We start from the raw sequence: 21,755 nt of genomic DNA, 5'->3' as shown, positions 1-21,755 counted from the left end.
CGGATAGGGGCCACAGGCGCCGATCGGCAGCAACGGCTCGACCAACGCCCACTCGTCGTCGCTGAGTTCACGCCTCGCCACACGAGAGTTGTACCAGCAGGTGATCACGACTCCGTACAGGCCCTAGGCCTTGCGACGTGGGAGGCGGAAGCGAGGGCGCCTGCGGCTCTTCTTGCCCGAGGGCTTGCTCTGCTCGGGCGGGTGCACGGCGTGGCCCAGTCGTCGACCCAGCAGGACGTACCCCAGCAGTGCGCCCGTGGTGTTGAGGATGACGTCGTCGATGTCGAAGGCGCGCCCCGTGATCATTGCCCCCTGCACCAGTTCCACCAGAAGCATGACCATGGCGGTCAGTACCGGCACGCGCAGGATGCCCCGTGTCCCGGGCGCCAGCATGGGCAGCAGCACGCCGAACGGCACGCCGAGCAGGATGTTCCCGCCGATCTGCTTGACGGCGTCACGCAGCGCGGGCTGGTTCAGGTAGGCCTCCAGGGAGCGGCCGGGGTGCAGGTTGCTGTGGGTCAGCGCTTCCGAGGCCGGTGACGGCTGGAGCGTGAGCCGGGCCAGTACCGCCGCGAACGCGACCATGGCGGCGAAGGCCGTCACCATCGCCAGGAGACGCAAGGGGACGGAGAGCGGCCGCCGCCCGCGCGGGGCTGCCTTGGACCGACGGCGGGCTGTCGATGTGGGGGAACGTGACGTGGTACGGGCCATGCAACCCTCCCAGTTTCAACTTCCCTTGTACTGAAGGCGGTTACCCCCGAAGAGTGCGCCGATGCCGCTCACCCTGATGCCCTGGGCGGGCTCAGGCGTCGCCGTACGTCACCTTCACGTCCTCGAAGCCGAGCGAGCGGAGCAGTCCTTCGAGCATGCCGGTGGTGTTGGACTCGGCGCGGGCGGTGAGGCGGCTCTCCCTGGCCGCCTCGCCGATGTGCTGGGACGCGAGCTTCTGGACGGCCTGTTCGCTGTTGGGGTTGTCGGAGAAGAGGTCGCCGATCCGGTCGAGCAGCCCGCGCTGCTTGGAGACGGCGTAGGAGCGGTCGGGGTCGAGTGCGGGCTTGCCGAGCGCGGCGTGCGGCAGGTGGAGCGTGGCCGCGGTGCGGTCCTCGTTCACCGTGACGTCGTTCTCGCCCACCTTCCCCAGGTCGACGTAGGCGTCGACGGTGCCCGCGCCCACGTACAGGGTGCGGGTGCCGCGGATCGCGTCGGGCAGGTACTTGGCGTCCTTCTCCAGGTCCACCACCACCTGGAAGTTGCCCGTGGCGGCGTCGTAACGGCTGATGTCCTGGATGGACTTGAGGAGTGCGGGGCCGGACCGGTCGTGCGTCTCCTCGCCGAACACGTCCTTCAGCCCTCCGAGGACGAGCAGCGGAACCGCGGCGAGCACGACCACGACGAGCACCACGAGGACGGTCAGGAGCTTCGCCCAGCCGGGCATGTGACGGGCGCGCTTGATGGACGTCGTCATGTCGACGGTCCTCCTTCCTGTCTCCACAACTGCCCGCCAAATTCCTTGACAGAACGCCAAGTTGGCGGTTTGTCGACACCTGTTCGGGGCACGCACGGGTGCCCGGGCGCGGCCGCCGACAGCCTGACCCCGGTCGGTGGGCGGATACACCGGGGTGTGACTGGTACGGATGGACGCCCACCACGACCGCTGTTCGGCGTAGGCGGGGAACGCGTCCCGTCCCCCCGCCGCACGGGAACCTGCGGACCCGCATCCGTCCCGGCGTCAGGCGGTGCCCGAGGTGGCTTCCGGACGGGCCAGCGCCTCCTCCAGGGAGGCCGCTGGTGGCAGCAGGCGGGCGAGGCCGGTCACCCTGAGGACGCGCAGGGTCAGCTCGTGGGTGCACAGCAGGTGCAGCTGCCCGCCCCGGGCGAGGACCCTGCGCCGGGCCCGGTACAGCAGGCGCAGCCCCGAGCAGTCGAAGAACTCGACGGGCCGCAGGTCGATCACGATGTGCGGCTCTGGGCGGGCGGTCGCGGAGTCCAGGTACGGGATGATCTCCAGCGAGGCGAGGATGTCGATCTCGCCGTGGAACTCCAGCACGATGTGCCCGTACTCCTTGCGGACGCGCAGATGCCGGAGCGGCTGCGCGGAACCGTCGTGCACCGACATTGCCTCCATCCGGCTCCCTCATGGCAGGGCTCTCAAGTCACCGAGGGCCGGGGCGACGATGTCACGTGAACGTTGACGTGTCACCGGGGTCTCCGCGATGGCAAAACCGTTCCTTGCTCTGCAAGTTACCCTCGTTGGAGTGAATTTCAGCATGTTCGATTGACATATGTCTTCGATTTGAGGGGTGAGTCGTCCGGCAACTTGCGTGCCCGATCTACGACCGGGCGCGCGCCGGAGCCAGAAGAGGGCGTACGGGCGTTGGACGGCGACGAACGATTCGCCGGGAAGGCAGGCTTCGACTCGTCATTCGACCCGTCAACTGACCTCTCTCCACCTGTACTTCCCCATCCCGCCCAGCGCGCGGCCGCTGGCTGACTGATTCTCCGGAACGGGGTACCCGGCACCACACAGGCGCCGACGGACCGCCGTCCGCGCACAGGACACCGACGGAGGAACGATGGCACTGGTACAGGCAGGCGTCGTGGTACTGGACTGCGCCGAGCCCGAGAAACTCGCCGCCTTCTACAAGGAACTGCTCGACGCCGAGGAGACGGACACGTCCGCCAACCGGGTCGAGATCAAGGGTGCCGCCGACACCCGCATGGCGTTCCGCCGCGACGTGAACGCCACCCCGCCGAGCTGGCCGCGCCCGGAGCACTCCCTCCAGGTCCACCTGGACTTCCTCGTCGAGGACCTCGACGAGGCCGAACGCAAGGTCGTCGGCCTCGGCGGGCGCCCCGTGGACATCAAGGAGCCGGCGGGGCCGTTCGAGGAGCGCGGTTACGCCGACCCGGCCGGCCACTCCTTCACCCTGCGCCGCGTACGGCCCACGGCACCGAAACAGGGCTGAGGCCCGCGAGCCGGTCCGCCTCAGTCCCGGCTCTCCTCGGTCCCAGCCCTCCTCAACCTCGGCTCTCCTCAGACCCGGTCCTCCTTGTCGGACGACGGCCACACCCCCGTCCGGTGCGCGATGACCGTCGCACCCGCGCGGTCCAACGCGCTGCGGACCACCGCAAAGATGGCGCCCTGAACGGCCGCGGCCAGCAGCACCTCACCCCAGTCGCGGTCCTCGTCCAGCGCGTCGGGCGTGTCGTCCTCGTGCCGGATCGCCTTCCATGCCGTGCGGAACGCCATCCCGGCCAGGGCGCCACTCAGCCAGCCGAGCGCGAACCCGATGGGCTGGTAGGCGAGCGGGAGTTTCTTCTTCTTGGCCACCTGGATCTCTCCTTCGACCGCCTGGTGTGTCCGGATACGGGTACCCCTGGCGAGCGTGGTCAGCACCTCGGCGTGAACGAGGCCGACCGGGGCAGTCGGCCGGAGCGAACAGAACGAGGAACACACAAACCGAGGTCCGACGGAGAGTGCAGAGTGCGGAGAGTCGCCACGGGACCGCAAGGCGTACGCGGCCCGGCCCTGCAACCCCGCCCCGCGCCAGCGGCACGCTCGGGACGCCCGGGGGGCAGCAGAAAGCCCCGCCGCGACGGGGGAGCGCGGCGGGGCCTTAGGCACGGATGCCCGGCGGGAGTCGGTCCATGCCTCCCAAACCGAAGATTTTCTCGTGCTCTTTTCCTCAGCGTCTCAGATTGGCTTAGGGATCCCCAGTCTTGCTCAGGGATGTGAGCCAATCGCCTTCGTGCCCTGGTGCTGGATGGCGGGAGCCGTCAGCCCTCGTGACACGTCCCTCCGGACGCTGGTCGGCAAGGTCTCGCGATCTCACCGAGGAGGGTGCCCGACGTCGCCTGGGCGCCGGGCGTGCGCGTGACAGTCTGCCACGGGACCACTACGGACCGCTCATCCGGCTGATGAGCCTCCGGCTACCGGCTCCAGCACGAAGACGGGGATCACCCGATCGGTCTTCTTCTGGTAGTCCGCGTACGGCGGATACGCGGCGACGGCGCGCTCCCACCACAGGGCCTTCTCGTCCCCGGTGACCTCACGCGCCGCCATGTCCTGGCGTACGGGCCCGTCCTGGAGTTCCACGTGAGGATCGGAGACGACGTTGTGGTACCAGACCGGATGCTTGGGCGAGCCGCCCAGAGAGGCCACGACCGCGTACCGGCCCTCGTGCTCCACGCGCATCAGCGGGGTCTTGCGGATCTTGCCGGACTTCGCGCCGCGCGTGGTGAGGATGACGACGGGCATGCCCGTGTCCAGCAATGTCGTTCCCTCGGCTCCGCCCGTGCTCTCGTACAACTCGACCTGCTTGCGCACCCAGTCCGTCGGGCTGGGCACGTACTCGCCCTCAAGAGGCATGACTTCCGTCCCATCGTCGCTGCTTTGTTCTTCTCAGTAGTACCAACAGTCGCACCGGGAATCATTCATCCCGGTCCCGAGCCGAGTCTTACCTCCCGCGTAATCGCCATAACGCGAACGGCTCAGGCAAGGTGGTGACCGCCCCGGAGGGCTGGGGCCGACGGCTGGAAGAACCAGCAGAGAACCCGAAGAACCCGAAGAGCCGTAGGAACCCGAGAGAAACCGGAAGACCAGGAGGCCGTCCCATGTCCACCCGTGCCGTGGTCGAGGAGTTGCTGCGTCGGATGGGGGAGGGTGACCCCGAGCGGGTCGCCGAGCTGTACGCCGAGCGCGGCGACTGGCGCCTGAGCTGGCCCGAGAGCGAGCACGGCCGCGCGGAGACCCCGTGGATCCGCCATCGGTCGACGCGGGCCGACGCCGCCGCCCACTACCGCGAACTCGCCCAGAACCACGTTCCCGGCGAGGCGGGCACCGAGATCGAGCGGATCCTCGTCGACGGCGCCGACGCGGTCGTCCTCGGCGTGATCCGCCAGACGGCCAAGGGCACCGGGCGCCGTTACAGCGCCCCGTTCGCCCTGCACCTGACCGTCGAGGACGGACTGGTCGTACGGCATCACGTGTACGAGGACAGCCTCGCGGTGGCCCGGGCCTTCGCGCCGACCGTCACTTCCGAGGAGTCCCCGCTGTAGTCCCGGCCATCCCGAGGTCCGGAAGGCGGCGCAGGAGATCTTGACCGGCTGTATGTTACCGGTAACATCGGTGGGCTTCATGTGCCCGCTCCCCGATTCCGGCCAGGAGAAGCCCTGATGACACCCCCGCACCGCCTCCGTGTCCCCGCGCCCTCCGCACCCCCGCTCACCGGCCACCTGCCCTTCGCCGACGCGCCCGGAGTGCCCGGAGTGCCCGACCCGATCGAGGTGACCAGCCGCTGGCTCACCCGCGGTGGCCGCCCCTGGTTCCCCGTCTCCGGCGAGTTCCACTACTCCCGCTGTCCCGCCGGGGCGTGGGAGGAGGAGCTGCTGAAGATGAAGGCGGGAGGGGTGACGGCGGTCGCAAGTTACGTCATCTGGATCCACCACGAGGAGGTGGAGGGTCGTGTCCGCTTCGACGGGAATCTGGACCTGCGCCGCTTCGCCGAGCTGTGTGCCCGTCACGGACTGGACTTCGTCCCCCGCATCGGGCCCTGGGTCCACGCGGAGGTCCGGGGCGGTGGCCTGCCCGACTGGCTCCTCGCCCGCCCCTGCACGCCGCGCACCGACGATCCGGCCTACCTGGAGCCCGTACGGCACTGGTACGCGGCCGTCGCGGAGCAGCTGCGCGGCCTCGACCGCGCCCACGGCGGGCCCGTTGTGGCGATACAGATCGAGAACGAGCTCTACGACCAGCCCGGCCATCTGCTCACCCTGAAGCGCATGGCCCAGGAGCTCGGCCTGAGTGCCCCGCTGTGGACGTCGACCGCCTGGGGCGGAGTACAACTTCCGCCGGACGAGCTGTTCCCGCTGTACGGCGGCTACCCGGAGGCGTTCTGGACCGAGGCCGACGGCGGCTGGCCCGACACCTGCCGCAAGCACTTCTTCTTCACCCACCACCGCGACGACGAGGGCATCGGTGCCGACCTGCGCCCGACATCCGTGCGCGACACCGACCCGGCGGCCCTCGCGGAGCGCTTCCCTTGGGCCACCTGCGAGCTGGGCGGCGGCATGGCTGTCGCGTACCACCGCCGGCCGCGCGTCGACGCCGCCGACATCGGCGCGCTCGCCCTCACCAAGATCGGCTGCGGATCGGTGTGGCAGGGCTACTACATGTTCCACGGCGGCACCAACCCCGCCGGGGAGCTGACGACCCTGCAGGAGTCCCACGCCACCGGCTACCCCAACGACCTGCCCGTCCTCACGTACGACTTCCAGGCACCGCTCGGCGAGTACGGCCAGTACCGGCCCTCATACCACGAACTGCGCCTCCAGCACTTGCTGCTGGCGGACTTCGGCCATCGCATCGCGGTCATGGAGTCGGTCCTCCCAGAGCGGGTGCCGACGGGCCAGCACGACCGGGACACGTTGCGCTGGGCCGTGCGAGGCGACGGCCGCTCGGGCTTCCTGTTCGTCACCAACCACCAGCCGCACGAGCCGCTGCCGGATCATCCGGAGACCACCTTCGCCATCGAACTCCCTGGCTCCACTGCTCCGTTGACCCTGCCCAGTACGCCCGTCATCGTGCCCTCGGGCGCCTACTTCTGCTGGCCGCTGCGCCTCGACGTCGCCGGTCTGCGGCTCGACTGGGCCACCGCGCAGCCCGTGTGCACCGTCGACGACGAGGGCCGAACCGTCCTGGTGCTGGCCGCCACCGACGGCATCACCCCCGAACTAGCCCTGGAAACCGGCACGTTCACATCGGTCAGCACTCCCTCCGGCGACATCGCGCAGCTCGGTGACCGCACCCTGATCACCGGTCTGCGGCCCGGCACCGACGCCCTGGTCGAGGTGGACACCGTGGACGGCGGGCGCGTCGGCCTGCTGGTGCTCGACGCGGCCACGGCACGCACGCTCTACCGGGGCGTGGCATGGGGCGCCGAGCGGCTCGTGCTGTGCGCCGACGGGGTCGTCTTCGACGAGGCGGCCGACGAGGTACGGGTGCACGGCCCGTCCCCGGAGCTGTCGTTCGCCGTCCTGCCCGCGCCGGGCCGTGCTCCGGTGGTGGCCGGGGCGGACGTACAGGCCACGCAGGACGGGGTGTTCACCCGCTACACGGTGCCGGCCGGCCGCGGGTCCGACGTCACCGATGGACCCGACGTCACCGTCGCACGGGTCACGCGGCTCCGGCCCGCGGGACCGGCGCCCGAGCCCGTCACGGGAGTGATGGGCCGGGCGAGCGCGCCGACCGACAAGTACTTCGAGACGACCGCGGCCGAGTACCGCGTCGACGTACCGGAGGACCTTCCGGCGGAAACCCTGCTCCGCGTCCACTGGACGGGTGACGTGGCGCGCGCGTACGTGGGGGACACGCTGGTCGCCGACCAGTTCCACGCCGGGCGCGTCTGGGACCTCGGCCTCGACCGGCTGCCCGCCGGGGCCCCGCGTGCCGAAGGGCTGCGGCTGAGGGTGCTGCCCCGGCACGCCGACGCCAGGGTGTACGCACCCGAGGGGGCGGGCGACGGGGCAGTGGCGGCGGTCGAGCGGGCCGAGTGGATCACCGTACGGTCCTGGTCGGTCGGGGCGGGCTGAGGCCCTGGGCGCCGCCCCGTCCCGCCCGCCCTATCCTGTGGGCCTGCCGGGCGGGACGGAACCGCCGGGCCGTCGCCACGAGGTCGAAGGAAGCAGCCGCCATGACCCGAAGCGCCACGGACGGCGCCGCCCCCAGGGGCCGCAGCAGGCGCAACTTCGCCGGATCGCGGCCCGTGATGGACGACGTGGCGCGGCTGGCCGGTGTCTCCAAGCAGACAGTCTCCCGCGTGCTCAACGGCAACCCGGCGGTCCGCGCCGAGACCCGCGAGGCCGTGCTCGACGCCATGCGGTCGCTCGGCTACCGGCCCAGCCGCAGCGCCCGGTCCCTGGCCAGCGGCAGGACCCGCATGCTCGGTGTGATCTCCTTCGACGCGGCTCGCTACGGGCCTGCCTCCACCCTGACCGCTATCAACACGGCCGCCCAGGAGGCCGGTTACCTGGTCAGCTCCATCGCCCTCGACACGGCCGACAAGGACACCGTGGTCCGTGCCGTGGACCGGCTGTCGGCCGAGGGCGCGGACGGCGTGATCGCCATCGCCCCGCAGCGCCGGGTGGGCCGGGCGCTGGCCGAGGCCCGGCTCGACACCCCGCTGGTGACGCTCGACAACGCCCTCGGGGACGGCACCCCCATGGTCAGCGCGGACTCCCGGGCCGGGGCACGCGCCGCCACCGCACACCTCCTCGGGCTCGGACACGCGACTGTCTGGCACATCGCCGGTCCCACGGGCTGGACGTCCGCCGAGCAGAGACTGGCGAGCTGGCGCGAGACCCTCGAAGCGGCCGGAGCCGAGGTCCCCGAGCCCCTCCTGGGCGACTGGAGCGCCGAATCCGGCTACGCCCTGGGCCGGGGGCTGGCGCGGCGCCCCGAGGTCACAGCGGTGTTCGCGTCCAATGACCAGATGGCCCTGGGCGTCCTGCGCGCCTGTCACGAGGCCGGCCGCCGAGTCCCCGACGAGGTCAGCGTCGTCGGCTACGACGACATCCCCGAGGCCGCCCATCTGCTGCCCCCGCTGACCACGGTGCGCACGGACTTCACCGAGCTCGGCACCCGCTCCCTGCGGCTCCTCCTCGACCGGCTCGACGGCACGGACGGGCCACGGACCGACCCCGTCGTCCCCGTGCGGCTCGTTGTCCGCGACAGCACGGCTCCCGCTCCCGCGCCCCGGTGAGCGCTGCCGGGGACCGCACATCCGGCCGGCAGCACCGAGGCAGTCCCCGAACGCCTGCTCCTCCGGCGGAGTTCAGCGCCCGCTCGCGGGCTGTCGCGCTGTCCATGTACGTTTCCCTTGCTGTCGTCTCCCTCGCTGTCGCCACCGTTGCCTCCGGAAGGACGTGAGCATGACCGACCGCCCGCCTCTGCCGCCCTTCACCCGTGAGACCGCCGCGCGGAAGGTCCAGGCCGCCGAGGACGCCTGGAACACCCGCGACCCCCACAAGGTCGCGCTCGCCTACTCGGAGGACTCGGTCTGGCGCAACCGCGACACCTTCCTCACCGGCCGCGCGGCGATCGTCGCGTTCCTCACCGCGAAGTGGGAGCGCGAGCGGGAGTACGCGCTGCGCAAGGACCTGTGGGCCTTCGACGGCAACCGCATTGCCGTCCGCTTCCAGTACGAATGCCATGACGCCGACGGCCAGTGGTGGCGTTCCTACGGCAACGAGCTCTGGGAGTTCGACGAGCACGGGCTGATGACCCGGCGCGAGGCCAGCATCAACGACCTCCCGATCGATGAGACGGAGCGGCGCATCTTCGGGCCGCCGCCGGAGGCGGAGCAGGGGCGGTCGTTCCCCGTTCAGTAGGGTTCCCGGATGACCGAACAGGCCGAGAAGCCCTTCCTCTACGTCGTCGTCTGCGCCGCCGGGATCGCCGCGGACGTCAGCAAGCTGATCACGGCGGCGCAGGAACGGAACTGGGACGTCGGCGTGATCGCGACCCCGGTCGCCGTGCGCGGCTTCTTCGACACCACCGCAGTCGAGACGCAGACGGGCCGTCCCATCCGCTCCGCCTGGCGGTCCCCGGCCGACCCACGCCCCTTCCCCGCGCCCGACGCCGTGGCCGTCGCGCCCGCCACCTTCAACACGATCAACAAATGGGCGGCCGGCATCGCCGACACCCTCGCCCTCGGCACCCTCTGCGAGGCCTACGGGCTCGGCGTTCCGATCGCCGTCCTGCCCTGTGTGGCCGACGCGCTGGCGGCCCACCCCGCGTACCGGGCGAGCCTCGTCCGGCTGTGCGAGATGGGCGTCCGCTTCGGCGACCCCTACTCCGGTGAACCCCAACAGGACGGCGGGAGAGCGGAGTTCGCTTGGGATCGGGCCCTCGACCTGCTCGCTCTCGACGCGGGGTGACCGACCGGCTTCACAGGACGTCGAGATAGTCCCGCAGCGCCTGCGAGCGTGAGGGATGACGCAGCTTGGACATCGTCTTGGACTCGATCTGGCGGATGCGTTCACGGGTCACGCCGTACACCTGGCCGATCTCCTCCAGCGTCCGCGCCCGGCCGCCGAAGAGCCCGAACCGCAGGGAGATGATGCCGGCCTCCCGCGGCGTCATGTCCGCGAGGAGGGACTGGATGGTCTCCTGGAGCAGGACGAAGGTGACCGTCTCCCAGGGGGAGGCGCTGTCTGCGTCCTCGATCAGGTCGCCGAACTCGGTGTCGCCCTCCTCATTGAGCGCGGTGTGCAGGGAGACGGGTTCCCGGGTGTAGCCGTCGAGTTCGGTGAGCTTGTCCAAGGACACGCCCGCCTTGTCGGCCAGCTCCTGGGGCGAGGGTTCCGTGCCGCGCTCATGGAGCAGCTCGCGCCGCGTCCTGGCCACCCGGTTGATGACCTCCACCAAGTGGACCGGGATACGGATGGTCCGCCCCTGGTCGGCCAGCGCGCGCGTGATGGCTTGCCGGATCCACCAGGTCGCGTATGTCGAGAACTTGAATCCCTTGGCGTAGTCGAACTTCTCGACGGCGCGGATCAGACCGGTGTTGCCCTCCTGGATCAGGTCCAGGAACAGCAGCCCGCGGCCCGTGTACCGCTTCGCCACCGAGACGACCAGCCGGAGGTTCGCCTCGATGAGGTGGGCCTTGGCGCGGCACCCGTCCTCGGCGAGCAGGGCGAGCTCCCGGCGGAACGAGGGCGCCAGCTCCGGCTCCTCCTCCCTCCGCTTCTCCGCGTACAGGCCCGCCTCGATGCGCTTTGCCAGCTCCACCTCCTGCTCGGCGCTGAGGAGGCGCACCCGCGCGATGAGCCTGAGGTAGTCCCGTACCGGGTCCACCGACCCGTTCGCGGCGGCCGGCCGAGGGGCGGGCGCGTCGCTCTCGTCGTCCCCGAGCAGGAACTCCTCCCGCTCCTCCACCGGGGCGTCCGTGTCCACCACGCTCACGTCACCCCACCTCCAGCAGCGGACGCAGGAACTGCCCGGTGTACGAGTGCGGTTGAGCGGCTATCAGCTCGGGGGTTCCCTCGGCGATGACCGTGCCGCCGCCGTGGCCGCCCTCCGGGCCCATGTCGATCAGCCAGTCCGCCGTCTTGACGACGTCGAGGTTGTGCTCGATCACGACGACCGTGTTGCCCGAGTCGACGAGCCGGTGGAGCACGTCCAGCAGCCTGCGCACATCGTCGATGTGTAGTCCGGTGGTCGGTTCGTCGAGTACGTAGAGGGTGCGTCCGCGGGTACGGCGCTGGAGCTCGGAGGCGAGTTTGACGCGCTGTGCCTCGCCGCCGGACAGGGTCGTCGCGGGCTGGCCGATCCTGACGTAGCCGAGCCCGACGTCATGCAGGGTGCGCAGGTGCCGGGAGATGATCTGGTGCCCGTCGAAGAAGTCCAGGCTCTCCGCGACGGTCATGGCGAGGACGTCGGCGATGGACCGGCCCTTGTAGTGGACCTCCAGCGTCTCCCGGTTGTACTGGGCGCCGTGGCACACCTCGCACGGCACGTACACGTCCGGCAGGAAGTTCATCTCCACCTTGATGGTGCCGTCGCCGTAACAGTGGTCGCAGCGGCCACCCTTGAGGTTGAAGGAGAACCGGCCGGGCTGGTAGCCGCGCACCTTCGCCTCCGGGGTCTGGGCGAACAGCTTGCGCAGATGGTCGAAGACCCCCGTGTACGTCGCCGGGTTGGAGCGCGGGCTGCGGCCGATGGGGGACTGGTCGACCTGGACCACCTTGTCGATCTCCTCGGCACCGGTGATCGTGCGATGCCGGCCCGGCACCTTGTGGGCGCGGTGCAGCCGCTGGGCGAGCGCCGTGTGGAGGATGTCGTTCACCAGCGTCGACTTGCCCGAGCCGGAGACACCGGTGACCGCGACGAACTGCCCGAGCGGGAACGACACCGTGACGTCCTTCAAGTTGTGCTCGGCCGCGTCGTGCACCGTGAGCTCCCGGCCCTCCGTGCGCGGCCTGCGCTGCCGGGGCAGCGGTATCTCCCGGCGGCCCGACAGATAGGCCCCGGTGAGTGAGGTGGGGTGCTCCATGAGTTCGCGTACCGTTCCGGAGTGCACCACGTGCCCGCCGTGCTCGCCGGCGCCCGGCCCGATGTCCACCACCCAGTCGGCCACCTTCATGGTGTCCTCGTCGTGCTCGACGACGATCACGGTGTTGCCCCGGTCGCGCAGCCGCAGCAGGGTCTCGATCAGCCGCTGGTTGTCCCGCTGGTGCAGCCCGATGCTCGGCTCGTCCAGCACGTACAGCACCCCGACCAGGCCGGCGCCGATCTGTGTGGCCAGCCGGATGCGCTGCGCCTCCCCGCCCGACAGGCTCGCTGCGGGCCGGTCCAGGGACAGGTAGTGGAGTCCGACGTCCAGGAGGAACCGCAGCCGCTCGTCGATCTCGGCGAGCACGGCCTCCGCGACCCGGCGCTCCCATCCCTGGAGCTCCAAGTCGCGTATGAATTGCCCGAGTTGGTCGAGGGGGAGTGCGGTCAGCTCGGCTATGCCGCGCCCGCCCACCCGCACGGCGAGCACCGCGGGCCTCAGCCGCGCACCACCGCAGGCCGAGCAGGGCACCTCGCGCATATAGCCCGCGAACCGCGTCGGGGCGCCCTCGCCCTCGGCCTCCGTGTACCGCCGCTGGACGTGCGGGACGACCCCCTCGTACCGGGTCAGGTGGGAACGATCGCGCCCGAACCGGTTCTGGTACGTCAGGTGCAGTTGCCGCGGCGTGCCGTGCAGCACGATGTGCCGTACCTCGTCAGGCAGTTCGCGCCACGCGGTGGCGGTGCTGAAGCCGATCTCGGCGGCGAGTGCGTCGAGGAGCCGGGCGAAGTAGTCGGCGCCGCTGGTGTTGGTCCAGGGCGCGATGGCGCCCTCGGCCAGGGACTTCTCCTCGTCCGGGACGAGGAGTCCGGGGTCGACCTCGGTCCGTGAGCCGAGGCCGGTGCACTCGGGGCAGGCACCCCAGGGGGCGTTGAACGAGAACAGCCGGGGTTCCAGCGACTCCAGGCCGAGGTCGTGGCCGCGCGGGCACGCCATCTTCTCCGAGAACCGCAGCTCGCGTGCGGGATCGGCGGCGTCCAGGTCCACGAAGTCGACGCAGACGACACCGCCCGTGAGGCCCAGCGCGGTCTCGACGGACTCGGTCAGCCGCTGCCGGGCGCCCGCCTTGAGGGCGATCCGGTCCACCACGACCTCGATGGAGTGCTTCGTGCCCTTGTCGAGCGCGGGCGGTGCGCTCAGCGGAAGGACGACCCCGTCCACCCGCACCCGGCTGAAGCCATCCGTCTGCAACTGGCGGAACACCTCCGCGTGTTCGCCCTTGCGGTCCCGTACGACCGGGGCGAGCACCTGCACACGGACGCCCTCCTCCTCGGCCAGGAGCCGGTCCACGATCCGCTGGGGCGTCTGACGGCTGACCGGCTCGTCGCACTCGGGGCAGTGGGGGCGGCCGACACGGGCGTACAGCAGCCGCAGATGGTCGTACACCTCGGTGATGGTGCCGACGGTGGAGCGCGGATTGCGGCCGGCCGTCTTCTGGTCGATCGCGATGGCCGGCGACAGCCCCTCGATGACGTCGACGTCCGGCTTGTCCAGCTGCCCCAGGAACTGCCGCGCGTACGCCGAAAGCGACTCCACATAGCGGCGCTGTCCCTCGGCGAAAATCGTGTCGAAAGCGAGGCTCGACTTTCCCGAACCGGAAACACCCGAGAAAACGATGAGCGCCTCCCGGGGCAGCTCAACAGAGATGTCACGGAGATTGTGCTGACGAGCGCCCTTGATGACGATGCGGTCTCTCACGCCACCGACCCTAACGCGCAGGGAAGCGTGGGGTTATCGAATCGTTATGGCCCGTTGTCCAGGGTCTTTTGTTGCCCACATTCAACCGCCCAATGTCAAGCGCGTGGAACGGAAAGGCAGGAAAGGGTCTTTTCGAAAAAGGGGATGGGAGCGCGTTCCGGGGCGCACCCCCTCAGTGCGCGCCCGCCGCCTCGAACTCCGTGCCGCACGGCCCCGCGCCCTCGCTCTCCGGCAGGGCGACGGGTTCGCCGCTCATCGTGAGGGAGTGGTAGAAGCGGCCGATGCGCTCGGTGGAGCGGCCGACGTAGTGACCGATGAAGGAGCGGCGGAAGCGGTCGTCGGTGTGGTTGGGCTGGGAGCCGTGCACCAGGCTGCCGTTGAAGAACAGAACGTCACCCGGCTTCATGTCGACGGGTACGGCGGCCAGGCCGGGCGGCGGCGGCACGTACTCCCGGACGAAGGACAGCTCGGCGTCCGCCTCCTCCGGGCAGAACAGGTCCATGCGGTGCGTGCCCGGCACGACCTCCAGACCGCCGTTCTCCTGGTCGATCACATCACAGGCGATCCACGCGGCCACACATGTGCCCGGCTCCACCCGGAGATAGAAGTTGTCCTGGTGCAGCGCCTGACCACGGGCGCCCGGCGGCTTGAAGTAGAACATGCTCTGCGCGGCCAGGACCTCCTCGCCCAGGAGCACTTCGAGGATCTCCCGCAGCCGGGCGTCGAGGAGGACGCGCCGGGACAGCTCGTTGACGCGGTGCGGGTGCATGAACCGGGGGTAGATGTGCAGCGGGTCCGCGGCGGTGTCGGCCGCGGTCGCCCGGGGTTCGAAGTGCCCGGGGACCGGGCCGCGCGCGTGCAGCCGCGCGAACTCCGCGCACAGGCCGTCGATCTCGGCGGCGGAGAACAGCCCGCGCACCACCAGATGGCCGTTCTCCTCGAAGTCCGTCCTGAAGTCCGTCCTGACCGTGGCTGTCATCCGAGTGTCCCTTCTCGCCGATGTCCTTCCTGCCTCACGCTAGGTCGGAGCAACCGTCGGGAGGATGCCTGTGCGTGCTGACGACCTGTCCGAGACTGCTGTCCCGTCCCCGCCACCGGGCCTGGTGACCGTCGGCCGCTTCGACCAAGGAACGGGCTACCGCATCAACCGTCCGGGCGGATCGGACAGTTGGCTGTTCACGTGGACCACGGGCGGCGGGGGACTGCTGCGCCAGGGCACGGCCGAGACGGTCGCGGGCCCGGGCGACCTCGTCGTCCTGGGCCCCGGCGTGCCCCACCGGTACGCCCTCCGGCCCGGCGCGGACCACTGGGCGTTCTGGTGGGCGCACTGCCAGGCCAGGACGTCCTGGGCCGGCTGGTTGCGGCCGTACGAGATCGGGGACCGCCTCTACGCGGTGTCGCACACCCATGCCGGTGTCCGGGACCGTGTCGACGCCGCGTTCGGCCGGATGATCGCCGACGCGCGCTGGGCGGGGGAGGGAGCACCACCGGCCGAGGGTGTGCCGGGGGCCGAGGGTGTGGCGGGAGCCGGTGAGGTGGCCGTGGCGCACGGCACCGCGGCCCGTGAGCTGGCCCTGTGCTCGCTGGAGGAGGTCGTGCTGCTCGCCGCGGCCCGCTCGGAGCCGCGCCGGTCGGGGGTCGACCCGCGGATCCGGCGGGCGGAAGGGCTGATCGCCGCAGACCCGGGTGCCCGGCACACGGTCCGCTCCCTCGCCGAGCGCGTCTCGCTCTCGCCGTCACGGTTCGCACATCTGTTCACCCAGCAGCTCGGCCGGTCCCCGATGCGGGCGCTCCTCGACGCTCGGCTGCTGCACGCGGCGCGGCTCCTCGAAGCGACCGACCTGCCGGTCGAGCGGGTCGCCGCGGCCTCGGGCTTCACCAGCCCGTTTCACTTCAGCCGGGTGTTCCGGCAGCGGTACGGGGTCCCTCCGGGGGGTTACCGAAGCAGGCTCAGGGGCGCCTGACGGGGCGTTCGCCAGGGCGCGTCCGCTCTGAGCTGCCTCGCTCAGTCCGACAGTGTCAGCTCCGCCCAGATCGTCTTGCCGTTGTCCGTGTGGCGGCTGCCCCAGCGCTGGGTGAGCTGGGCCACCAGCAGCAGGCCGCGGCCGCCCTCGTCGAACGTCTTGGCCCGGCGCAGATGCGGTGCTGTACCGCTGGAGTCGGACACCTCACAGATCAGGGTGGAGTCCTCGTGGATGAGCCGCAGCTGGATCGGGGGCGCGCCGTGCCGGATCGCGTTGGTGACCAGCTCGCTCACCACGAGTTCGACGGTGAACGCCATCTCGGCCAGCCCCCACGCCGCCAGCTGGTCCAGGACGTACTGGCGGGTGCGGGAGACGACCGCTGGATTGGCCGGCAGTGCCCAGGTCGCGACCTGCGAGGGCTTCAGCCCGCGGGTCCGGGCCAGCAGCAGCGCCACGTCGTCGGTGGCTCCGGCCGCCGGCAGCATCGAGCGGATGACGTCCTGGCAGACCTCGTCCAGGGAACCGGTCGAGCGGGCGAGTGTCTGGCGCAGCAGGTCGTGCCCGGCGTCGATGTCGCGGTCGCGGCTCTCGATCAGCCCGTCGGTGTAGAGGGCGAGGAGTGTGCCCTCGGGGAGTTCCAGCTCGGTGGATTCGAAGGGCAGCCCGCCCAGGCCCAGCGGCGGGCCCGCCGGCACCTGCACATCGAGCGTTCGGCCGTCCGGCGTGAGCACCACCGGCGGCGGATGCCCGGCCCGCGCGAAACTGCACCGGCGGGTGACCGGGTCGTACACCGAGTACAGACAGGTGGCCCCCACCTCGGTCACCCCTTCGGCACCGGCCTCCTTCGACAGCCGTACGACGAGGTCGTCGACGTGGGTCAGCAGCTCGTCCGGAGCCAGGTCGACGTCCGCGAGCGTACGGACGGCCGTACGGAGCCGGCCCATCGTCGCCGACGCCTGGATGCCGTGGCCGACGACGTCACCGACCACCATGGCGACCCGCAGGCCGGACAGCGGGATCACGTCGAACCAGTCGCCGCCCACTCCGGCCCGCGCCGCCGGCAGGTACCGCGACGCCGCCTCCAGCGCGGGCATGCGGGGCAGCGTCAGCGGGAGCAGGCTGCGCTGGAGCGCCAGTGCCGTCTCGCGCTCGCGGGAGAAGCGGCGGGCGTTGTCGATACAGACGGCGGCGCGGGCCGTGACCTCCTCGGCCAGCAGCTCGTCGTCGGGCGTGAACGGGTCCTTGTGCCGGAAGCGGGTGAGCACGGCCACGCCGAGGGTCGTGCCGCGGGCCCGGATCGGGACCGACATCGTGGCGTGGATGCCGTACTCCTTTATCCGCGCACTGCGCACCGGGTCCCAGTCCAGCCACTCCCCGAGGGCGCCGCCGGAGTTCATCGCCACGACCGTCCGCCCGACGGCCAGCGAGGCGCCCTGCGGCGAGGAGGCGGGGTAGACGTCGAGGCCCCCCAGCTCGACCACGGCCTCGGGGCAGCCCGCGTTCACCGACTGGTGGGCGGCGCGGCGCAGAGTGAACGGGGCGGACAGCGATCCCACCGCCGGCTCGTCCCCGTACGCCAGGGACTCCATGAGGTCGACGCTGACGAAGTCGGCGAGCGTGGGCACGCACACATCGGCCAGCTCCTGGGCCGTGCGCGTCACGTCGAGGGTGCTGCCGATCCGGACGCTGGCCTCGTTCACGAGTTGCAGCCGCTGGCGGGCCTGGTACTGCTCGGTGATGTCGTGGCCGGTCACACAGACGCCGATCGCCCGCCCGTCGCTGTCGGTCAGGGGGGCGATCCGTGCGGACCAGGCGTGTGCGTCGGCCTCGTCCGCGGCCCGTAGAAAGGTCTGCACCTCCTTGCTCCGGCCGCTGTCGAGCACCTCGCGCAGGTGCTCCTCCAGCTTCTCGCCCTGCCGGCCGCCCACTATCTCGGACATGTGGAGCCCCCGGAGGTTCTCCTCCGGGATGCCGACCGCGTCCGCCATCGCGTTGTTGATGCCGCGCAGTCGTAGCCGCCCGTCGAACACGGCCGCCGCGCACGGCGACTGGGTCATGAGCGCCGCGGAGAGGGGCTCGTCGAGACTGAGCGGACCGGGGTCCTCCAGGGGGCAGAGAATCAGCCAGCCGCCGGCCTTGTCTCCGGTGTCTCCGGCCGTCGGCCGAAGGAGGTGGGCGAGCAGCCACACCGACACCGTCCGGCCGTCCTGGTGACGCAGCGGTACCGTGCCGCTCCAGACGAGGCTGCCTGGCGGAGGCAGCCGGAAGGAACCGTGCGCGGCCAGCAGTCGCGCGGCGGACCGGCCCAGGACGTCCGGCGCCGTCCAGCCCAACAGCAGCCGCGCTCCCTCGTTCCACTCGACGACCGAACCGTCGGCGGCCACGACCGCCCGCGCCGTGACGGTGCCGTCGAAGGTATACGCCACGGCGTCACCTTCTGTGACCTTGCGGCTCCTCATCGTGGCCAGATTCCATTTCGCCGGACCGAACGCGCATGCGGGCGAAATCCAGCCTAGTGCGTCGTTGTTCCCCGCACCCGGGGTGTCGCGCGAGTGGGGCGGGCCGATCGGTGCAGCTGCCGGGGCGGGGCGGGCGCAAGTGGCCGGACGGACCCTTGACGCGTCTGCGCGTCGCAACGTCAGAATCTGTTTGCTCACGAGCACTTGTGTGTGATCGCTTGCGCTTGTGGGCCCTTGTGCTGGAGGGCTTCTGCCCTGCCTGTGTGCCACGGAATCGTTCACCCGCACGTCCGACGAAGGGATGACCATGACGGTCACGCGCAGGTCGTTACTGATCGCGGGCTCCGCCGCGCCGATGGCGGGTGCGCTCGCGGGCACCGCGTCCGCCGCCGAGCCCCCGGCCCGCCCGGCCGACGCCACCTCGGGGCGCACGATCGACCTCCGCGACGGCTGGCGTTTCGCGCTGGTCAATCCCGGCGGCATCACCGACCCCACCGGCGACTACGCCGACGCGATGGACCCGGGCTACGACGACTCGGCCTGGCGTCAGGTGGCCGTGCCCCACGACTGGAGTATCGAGCAGACCCCCACCACCGAGTTCGGCACCACCAGCGGCACCGGTTTCCTCCCCGGAGGCCTCGGCTGGTACCGCCTCTCCTTCACCCTCCGGCCCGCCCTCGCCGGCAAGCGCGTCTCGGCGGAGTTCGACGGCGTCTACATGGACTCGTACGTCTACTGCAACGGCACCGAGGTCGGCCGTCACCCGTACGGGTACACCGGGTTCGCCCTCGACCTCACCGACCTGCTGCACACCGACGGCACCACCCCCAACGTGATCGTGGTCAAGGTCCAGAACCGGCTCCCCAGCAGCCGCTGGTACTCGGGCAGCGGCATCTACCGCACGGCCCGTCTGGTCGTCACCGACCCCGTGCACGTCCAGCGCTGGGGCACGTACGTGACAACCGAGGAGCTGAGCGGCGAGCGCGCCCTCCTGCGGGCCCGGACCACCGTCGTCAACGCGTCGGGAACCGGCACGGAGGTCACCGTGAGATCCCGCGTCGTCGACCCCGACGGCCGCACGGTCGCCCGCACGGAGTCCGCCGTGACGGCCGCCGCGGACCCCGAGACCGTCACCCACGAAATCGCCGTACCGGACCCGCGGGTGTGGGACATCGACACACCCCGGCTCTACAGCCTGCGGACCGAACTCCGCGTCGCCGGCCGCACCGTCGACACCTACGAAACCCCCTTCGGCATCCGCCACGTCACCATCGACGCGGACAACGGCCTCACCCTGAACGGCCGTTACGTCAAACTCCGCGGCGTCAACCTCCACCACGACCTCGGCGCCCTCGGCTCGGCCGTCCACGCCGACGCCGTGGAGCGGCAGCTGGTCATCATGAAGAGCATGGGCGTCAACGCCCTGCGCACCTCCCACAACCCGCCCGCGCCCGAGGTGCTCGCGGCCTGCGAGCGGCTCGGCATCGTCATGATCGTGGAGGCCTTCGACTGCTGGCGCAGCAGCAAGACCCGGTACGACTACGGCCGCTTCTTCGACGAGTGGTCCGACCGGGACCTCGCGGAGATGGTGCTCGCGAACCGCAACTCGCCCGCCGTCATCATGTGGTCCATCGGCAACGAGATCTCCGAGTTCACCTCCACCGCGGGCCTCACCATCGCGGACCGGCTGATCGCCGGAGTGAAGACGTACGACACCGCCCGCCCGATCGTGATCGGCTCCCACCGGCACCGCAGCGTGCCCGCCGAGGGCTCCCCGGCCGACCTGATCCTCGCCAAGGTCGACGGCCTGGGCGTCAACTACAACACCGCCGCCTCGGTCGACGCCCTGCACGCCCGCTACCCGAAGCTGTTCCTGTTCGAGTCGGAGTCCTCGTCCGAGACGTCGACCCGCGGCACCTACCAGGAGCCCGAGCGCCTCAACACGGGCGAGAACCAGACCCCGGGCAGGCGCGCCACCTCCTCGTACGACAACAACCTCGCCACGTGGACGTACAGCGGTGAGTACGGGCTGAAGAAGGACCGGGACCGGAAGTGGTTCACCGGGGAGTTCCTGTGGTCCGGCATCGACTACATCGGTGAGCCCACGCCCTACGACGTGTTCCCCGTGAAGGCGTCCTTCTTCGGCGCGGTCGACACGGCCGGGTTCCCCAAGGACACGTACCACCTGTTCAGGAGCCAGTGGACGGACGAGCCCATGGTCCACCTGCTGCCCATGAGCTGGAACCACGAGGAGGGCGACACCGTCGAGGTGTGGGCCTACTCCAACGTCGACACCGTCGAGCTGTACCTCAACGGCACGTCCCTCGGCGTCCGGAAGTTCGACCGCAAGAAGACCGTCGACGGACGCCCCTACCTGGAGACCACCGAGGCGACCGGCGACGACAAGACCGTCACCTCGGGCCCCTACCCGGGCAGTTACACCAGCCCGAACGGCAGCGCGGGCAAGCTCCACCTCACCTGGAAGGTCCCGTACGAGCCCGGTGAGCTGAAGGCGGTGGCGCGCCGCGACGGCCGCACGGTCGCCACGGACGTCCTGCGCACGGCGGGCCGGCCGTACGCGATCCGCCTCACCTCCGACCGTGCCTCCCTCGCTGCCGACGGCCGATCGCTGTGCTTCGTCACCGCCGAGGTGGTCGACGCCCGGGGCGTGGTCGTGCCCGGCGCCGAGCACCTGATCACCTTCGACACCGACGGCGGCTCGCTGGCGGGCCTCGACAACGGGCGCGAGGAGAGCGCCGAGCGCTACCAGGCGAGCACCCGAACCGCCTTCCACGGCAAGGCACTCGGGATCGTACGATCCGGCGTCGTGGCCGGCTCCCTGAAGGTGACGGCACGCGCGGACGGCCTGCGGAAGGGCACGGTGACCGTCCGCGTCACTCCGGCGCGGTCGAAGTCCACCACGCCACCGGCCGTGTTCGAGGCCGAGCACCCGCCCGCCCCGAACTTCCCGTTCGCCGACGCCAGTTACTCGGGGCGCTCCGACACCCTCCCGTCCGCCATGCTCGACGGCGACCCGGCCACCGGCTGGTCCAACGCGTTCAGCAAGGCGGCCACGGCCCTGCTCCCCGGGTTCGACGGTGCCCGTGCGCAGGACTGGGTCTCGGTCGACTGGGGCCGGACCCGTACGGTCGACCGGGCGGAGGTCTCCTTCACCGTCGGCGCCACGCACTCCCTGCCCGCCTCGGTCGAGGTGTCCGTCTGGGACGGCAGGCGGTACGTGCCCGTCCGGGGTGTGAAGACCGACTGGGTCATGGAGTCCGACGCCCCCACGGTGATCACCTTCGATCCGGTGCGCGGCACCCGGCTCCGGCTTCTCCTGACCAGCGCTCACCCGGGCGATGCCAAGGGGGCGGTGCGGATCAGCCGGCTGGAGGTGCCGACGACCGGCTGACCGAAGTGCCGAAGCCAAGCGAATGCGATGCCGTTACGGTCCGGACGGGAACGAGTCCTGTCCGGACCGTTGACGCGCTGTCATGTCTCGAACAGCATGACCTGCGTCC

At 70.8% G+C, this 21,755-nt stretch carries 17 protein-coding genes; 8 read left to right on the top strand and 9 right to left on the bottom strand.

Features of this window, described 5'->3' with window-relative positions; genetic code table 11:
• Positions 1-123 precede the first annotated feature (123 nt).
• From FPZ41_RS18950 to FPZ41_RS18940, 3 genes are all read right to left on the bottom strand, one after another.
• On the bottom strand, positions 124-711 hold the full coding sequence (locus tag FPZ41_RS18950) for a VanZ family protein (RefSeq protein ID WP_152864144.1): 588 nt from the start codon (positions 709-711) through the stop codon (positions 124-126).
• Between the two features lie 91 nt (positions 712-802).
• Complete coding sequence (locus FPZ41_RS18945; RefSeq protein WP_152864142.1) at positions 803-1,465, bottom strand: DUF4230 domain-containing protein; 663 nt, start codon at positions 1,463-1,465, stop codon at positions 803-805.
• A gap of 264 nt (positions 1,466-1,729) precedes the next feature.
• The gene (locus tag FPZ41_RS18940) at positions 1,730-2,125 is read right to left on the bottom strand and encodes an anti-sigma factor antagonist (RefSeq protein WP_228022824.1); all 396 of its coding nucleotides are present in this window, start codon (positions 2,123-2,125) and stop codon (positions 1,730-1,732) included.
• Positions 2,126-2,573: 448 nt separating this feature from the next.
• On the opposite strand from FPZ41_RS18940, the gene FPZ41_RS18935 reads away from it, so the two are divergent.
• Positions 2,574-2,966: a VOC family protein gene (locus FPZ41_RS18935; RefSeq protein WP_152864140.1), complete on the top strand. Its 393-nt coding sequence runs from the start codon at positions 2,574-2,576 to the stop codon at positions 2,964-2,966.
• Between the two features lie 68 nt (positions 2,967-3,034).
• On the opposite strand, the gene FPZ41_RS18930 is transcribed toward FPZ41_RS18935, so the two are convergent.
• Positions 3,035-3,331, bottom strand: coding sequence for a DUF4235 domain-containing protein (locus FPZ41_RS18930; protein ID WP_322620418.1), 297 nt, complete (start codon positions 3,329-3,331; stop codon positions 3,035-3,037).
• A 576-nt stretch (positions 3,332-3,907) separates the two neighbouring features.
• On the bottom strand, positions 3,908-4,369 hold the full coding sequence (locus FPZ41_RS18925; RefSeq protein ID WP_152864138.1) for a nitroreductase family deazaflavin-dependent oxidoreductase: 462 nt from the start codon (positions 4,367-4,369) through the stop codon (positions 3,908-3,910).
• A 245-nt stretch (positions 4,370-4,614) separates the two neighbouring features.
• On the opposite strand from FPZ41_RS18925, the gene FPZ41_RS18920 reads away from it, so the two are divergent.
• From FPZ41_RS18920 to FPZ41_RS18900, 5 genes are all read left to right on the top strand, one after another.
• Positions 4,615-5,058 carry a nuclear transport factor 2 family protein gene (locus tag FPZ41_RS18920; RefSeq protein WP_152864136.1) on the top strand — a complete coding sequence of 148 codons (444 nt, stop codon included), beginning with the start codon at positions 4,615-4,617 and terminating at the stop codon, positions 5,056-5,058.
• Positions 5,059-5,175: 117 nt separating this feature from the next.
• Entirely contained in the window at positions 5,176-7,590 is a 2,415-nt protein-coding gene (locus FPZ41_RS18915) for a beta-galactosidase (RefSeq protein WP_152864134.1), read from the top strand.
• A 101-nt stretch (positions 7,591-7,691) separates the two neighbouring features.
• The gene (locus FPZ41_RS18910) at positions 7,692-8,759 is read left to right on the top strand and encodes a LacI family DNA-binding transcriptional regulator (RefSeq protein ID WP_152864132.1); all 1,068 of its coding nucleotides are present in this window, start codon (positions 7,692-7,694) and stop codon (positions 8,757-8,759) included.
• Positions 8,760-8,928: 169 nt separating this feature from the next.
• Complete coding sequence (locus tag FPZ41_RS18905) at positions 8,929-9,387, top strand: nuclear transport factor 2 family protein (protein WP_152864131.1); 459 nt, start codon at positions 8,929-8,931, stop codon at positions 9,385-9,387.
• Positions 9,388-9,396: 9 nt separating this feature from the next.
• Complete coding sequence (locus FPZ41_RS18900; RefSeq protein ID WP_152864129.1) at positions 9,397-9,936, top strand: flavoprotein; 540 nt, start codon at positions 9,397-9,399, stop codon at positions 9,934-9,936.
• A gap of 10 nt (positions 9,937-9,946) precedes the next feature.
• Here FPZ41_RS18900 and FPZ41_RS18895 read toward each other — a convergent pair whose 3' ends face one another.
• From FPZ41_RS18895 to FPZ41_RS18885, 3 genes are all read right to left on the bottom strand, one after another.
• Positions 9,947-10,963 (bottom strand): RNA polymerase sigma factor, encoded by a 1,017-nt coding sequence (locus tag FPZ41_RS18895; RefSeq protein ID WP_322620417.1) that lies wholly within the window; start codon positions 10,961-10,963, stop codon positions 9,947-9,949.
• A 1-nt stretch (position 10,964) separates the two neighbouring features.
• Positions 10,965-13,811 (bottom strand): excinuclease ABC subunit UvrA, encoded by a 2,847-nt coding sequence (gene uvrA, locus FPZ41_RS18890; protein ID WP_322620416.1) that lies wholly within the window; start codon positions 13,809-13,811, stop codon positions 10,965-10,967.
• Between the two features lie 172 nt (positions 13,812-13,983).
• The gene (locus FPZ41_RS18885) at positions 13,984-14,790 is read right to left on the bottom strand and encodes a phytanoyl-CoA dioxygenase family protein (protein WP_152864125.1); all 807 of its coding nucleotides are present in this window, start codon (positions 14,788-14,790) and stop codon (positions 13,984-13,986) included.
• A 64-nt stretch (positions 14,791-14,854) separates the two neighbouring features.
• On the opposite strand from FPZ41_RS18885, the gene FPZ41_RS18880 reads away from it, so the two are divergent.
• On the top strand, positions 14,855-15,775 hold the full coding sequence (locus tag FPZ41_RS18880; RefSeq protein ID WP_152864123.1) for a helix-turn-helix domain-containing protein: 921 nt from the start codon (positions 14,855-14,857) through the stop codon (positions 15,773-15,775).
• 41 nt (positions 15,776-15,816) lie between these two features.
• Here the strand turns inward: FPZ41_RS18880 and FPZ41_RS18875 are convergent, their stop codons facing one another.
• Entirely contained in the window at positions 15,817-18,234 is a 2,418-nt protein-coding gene (locus FPZ41_RS18875; protein WP_152864121.1) for a SpoIIE family protein phosphatase, read from the bottom strand.
• Positions 18,235-18,541: 307 nt separating this feature from the next.
• Here FPZ41_RS18875 and FPZ41_RS18870 point away from each other — a divergent pair, with 307 nt between their 5' ends.
• Entirely contained in the window at positions 18,542-21,646 is a 3,105-nt protein-coding gene (locus FPZ41_RS18870; RefSeq protein WP_152864119.1) for a glycoside hydrolase family 2 TIM barrel-domain containing protein, read from the top strand.
• Positions 21,647-21,755: the final 109 nt, after the last annotated feature.

The sequence above is a fragment of the Streptomyces acidicola genome (genome assembly GCF_009377235.1).
GTDB classification, from domain to species: Bacteria; Actinomycetota; Actinomycetes; order Streptomycetales; family Streptomycetaceae; genus Streptomyces; species Streptomyces acidicola.
This window is presented reverse-complemented; position numbering and strand designations above follow the sequence as displayed.

Excerpts from the sequence above, each read along its gene's own strand:
- FPZ41_RS18915 (WP_152864134.1), top strand. The coding sequence starts at position 5,176 with ATGACACCCCCGCACCGCCTCCGTGTCCCCGCGCCCTCCGCACCCCCG.
- FPZ41_RS18910 (WP_152864132.1), top strand. The coding sequence starts at position 7,692 with ATGACCCGAAGCGCCACGGACGGCGCCGCCCCCAGGGGCCGCAGCAGG.
- FPZ41_RS18950 (WP_152864144.1), bottom strand. The coding sequence starts at position 711 with ATGGCCCGTACCACGTCACGTTCCCCCACATCGACAGCCCGCCGTCGG.
- FPZ41_RS18940 (WP_228022824.1), bottom strand. The coding sequence starts at position 2,125 with ATGGAGGCAATGTCGGTGCACGACGGTTCCGCGCAGCCGCTCCGGCAT.
- FPZ41_RS18870 (WP_152864119.1), top strand. The coding sequence starts at position 18,542 with ATGACGGTCACGCGCAGGTCGTTACTGATCGCGGGCTCCGCCGCGCCG.
- FPZ41_RS18885 (WP_152864125.1), bottom strand. The coding sequence starts at position 14,790 with ATGACAGCCACGGTCAGGACGGACTTCAGGACGGACTTCGAGGAGAAC.
- FPZ41_RS18875 (WP_152864121.1), bottom strand. The coding sequence starts at position 18,234 with ATGAGGAGCCGCAAGGTCACAGAAGGTGACGCCGTGGCGTATACCTTC.
- FPZ41_RS18880 (WP_152864123.1), top strand. The coding sequence starts at position 14,855 with ATGCCTGTGCGTGCTGACGACCTGTCCGAGACTGCTGTCCCGTCCCCG.
- FPZ41_RS18900 (WP_152864129.1), top strand. The coding sequence starts at position 9,397 with ATGACCGAACAGGCCGAGAAGCCCTTCCTCTACGTCGTCGTCTGCGCC.
- FPZ41_RS18935 (WP_152864140.1), top strand. The coding sequence starts at position 2,574 with ATGGCACTGGTACAGGCAGGCGTCGTGGTACTGGACTGCGCCGAGCCC.
- FPZ41_RS18945 (WP_152864142.1), bottom strand. The coding sequence starts at position 1,465 with ATGACGACGTCCATCAAGCGCGCCCGTCACATGCCCGGCTGGGCGAAG.
- FPZ41_RS18925 (WP_152864138.1), bottom strand. The coding sequence starts at position 4,369 with ATGCCTCTTGAGGGCGAGTACGTGCCCAGCCCGACGGACTGGGTGCGC.
- FPZ41_RS18905 (WP_152864131.1), top strand. The coding sequence starts at position 8,929 with ATGACCGACCGCCCGCCTCTGCCGCCCTTCACCCGTGAGACCGCCGCG.
- FPZ41_RS18920 (WP_152864136.1), top strand. The coding sequence starts at position 4,615 with ATGTCCACCCGTGCCGTGGTCGAGGAGTTGCTGCGTCGGATGGGGGAG.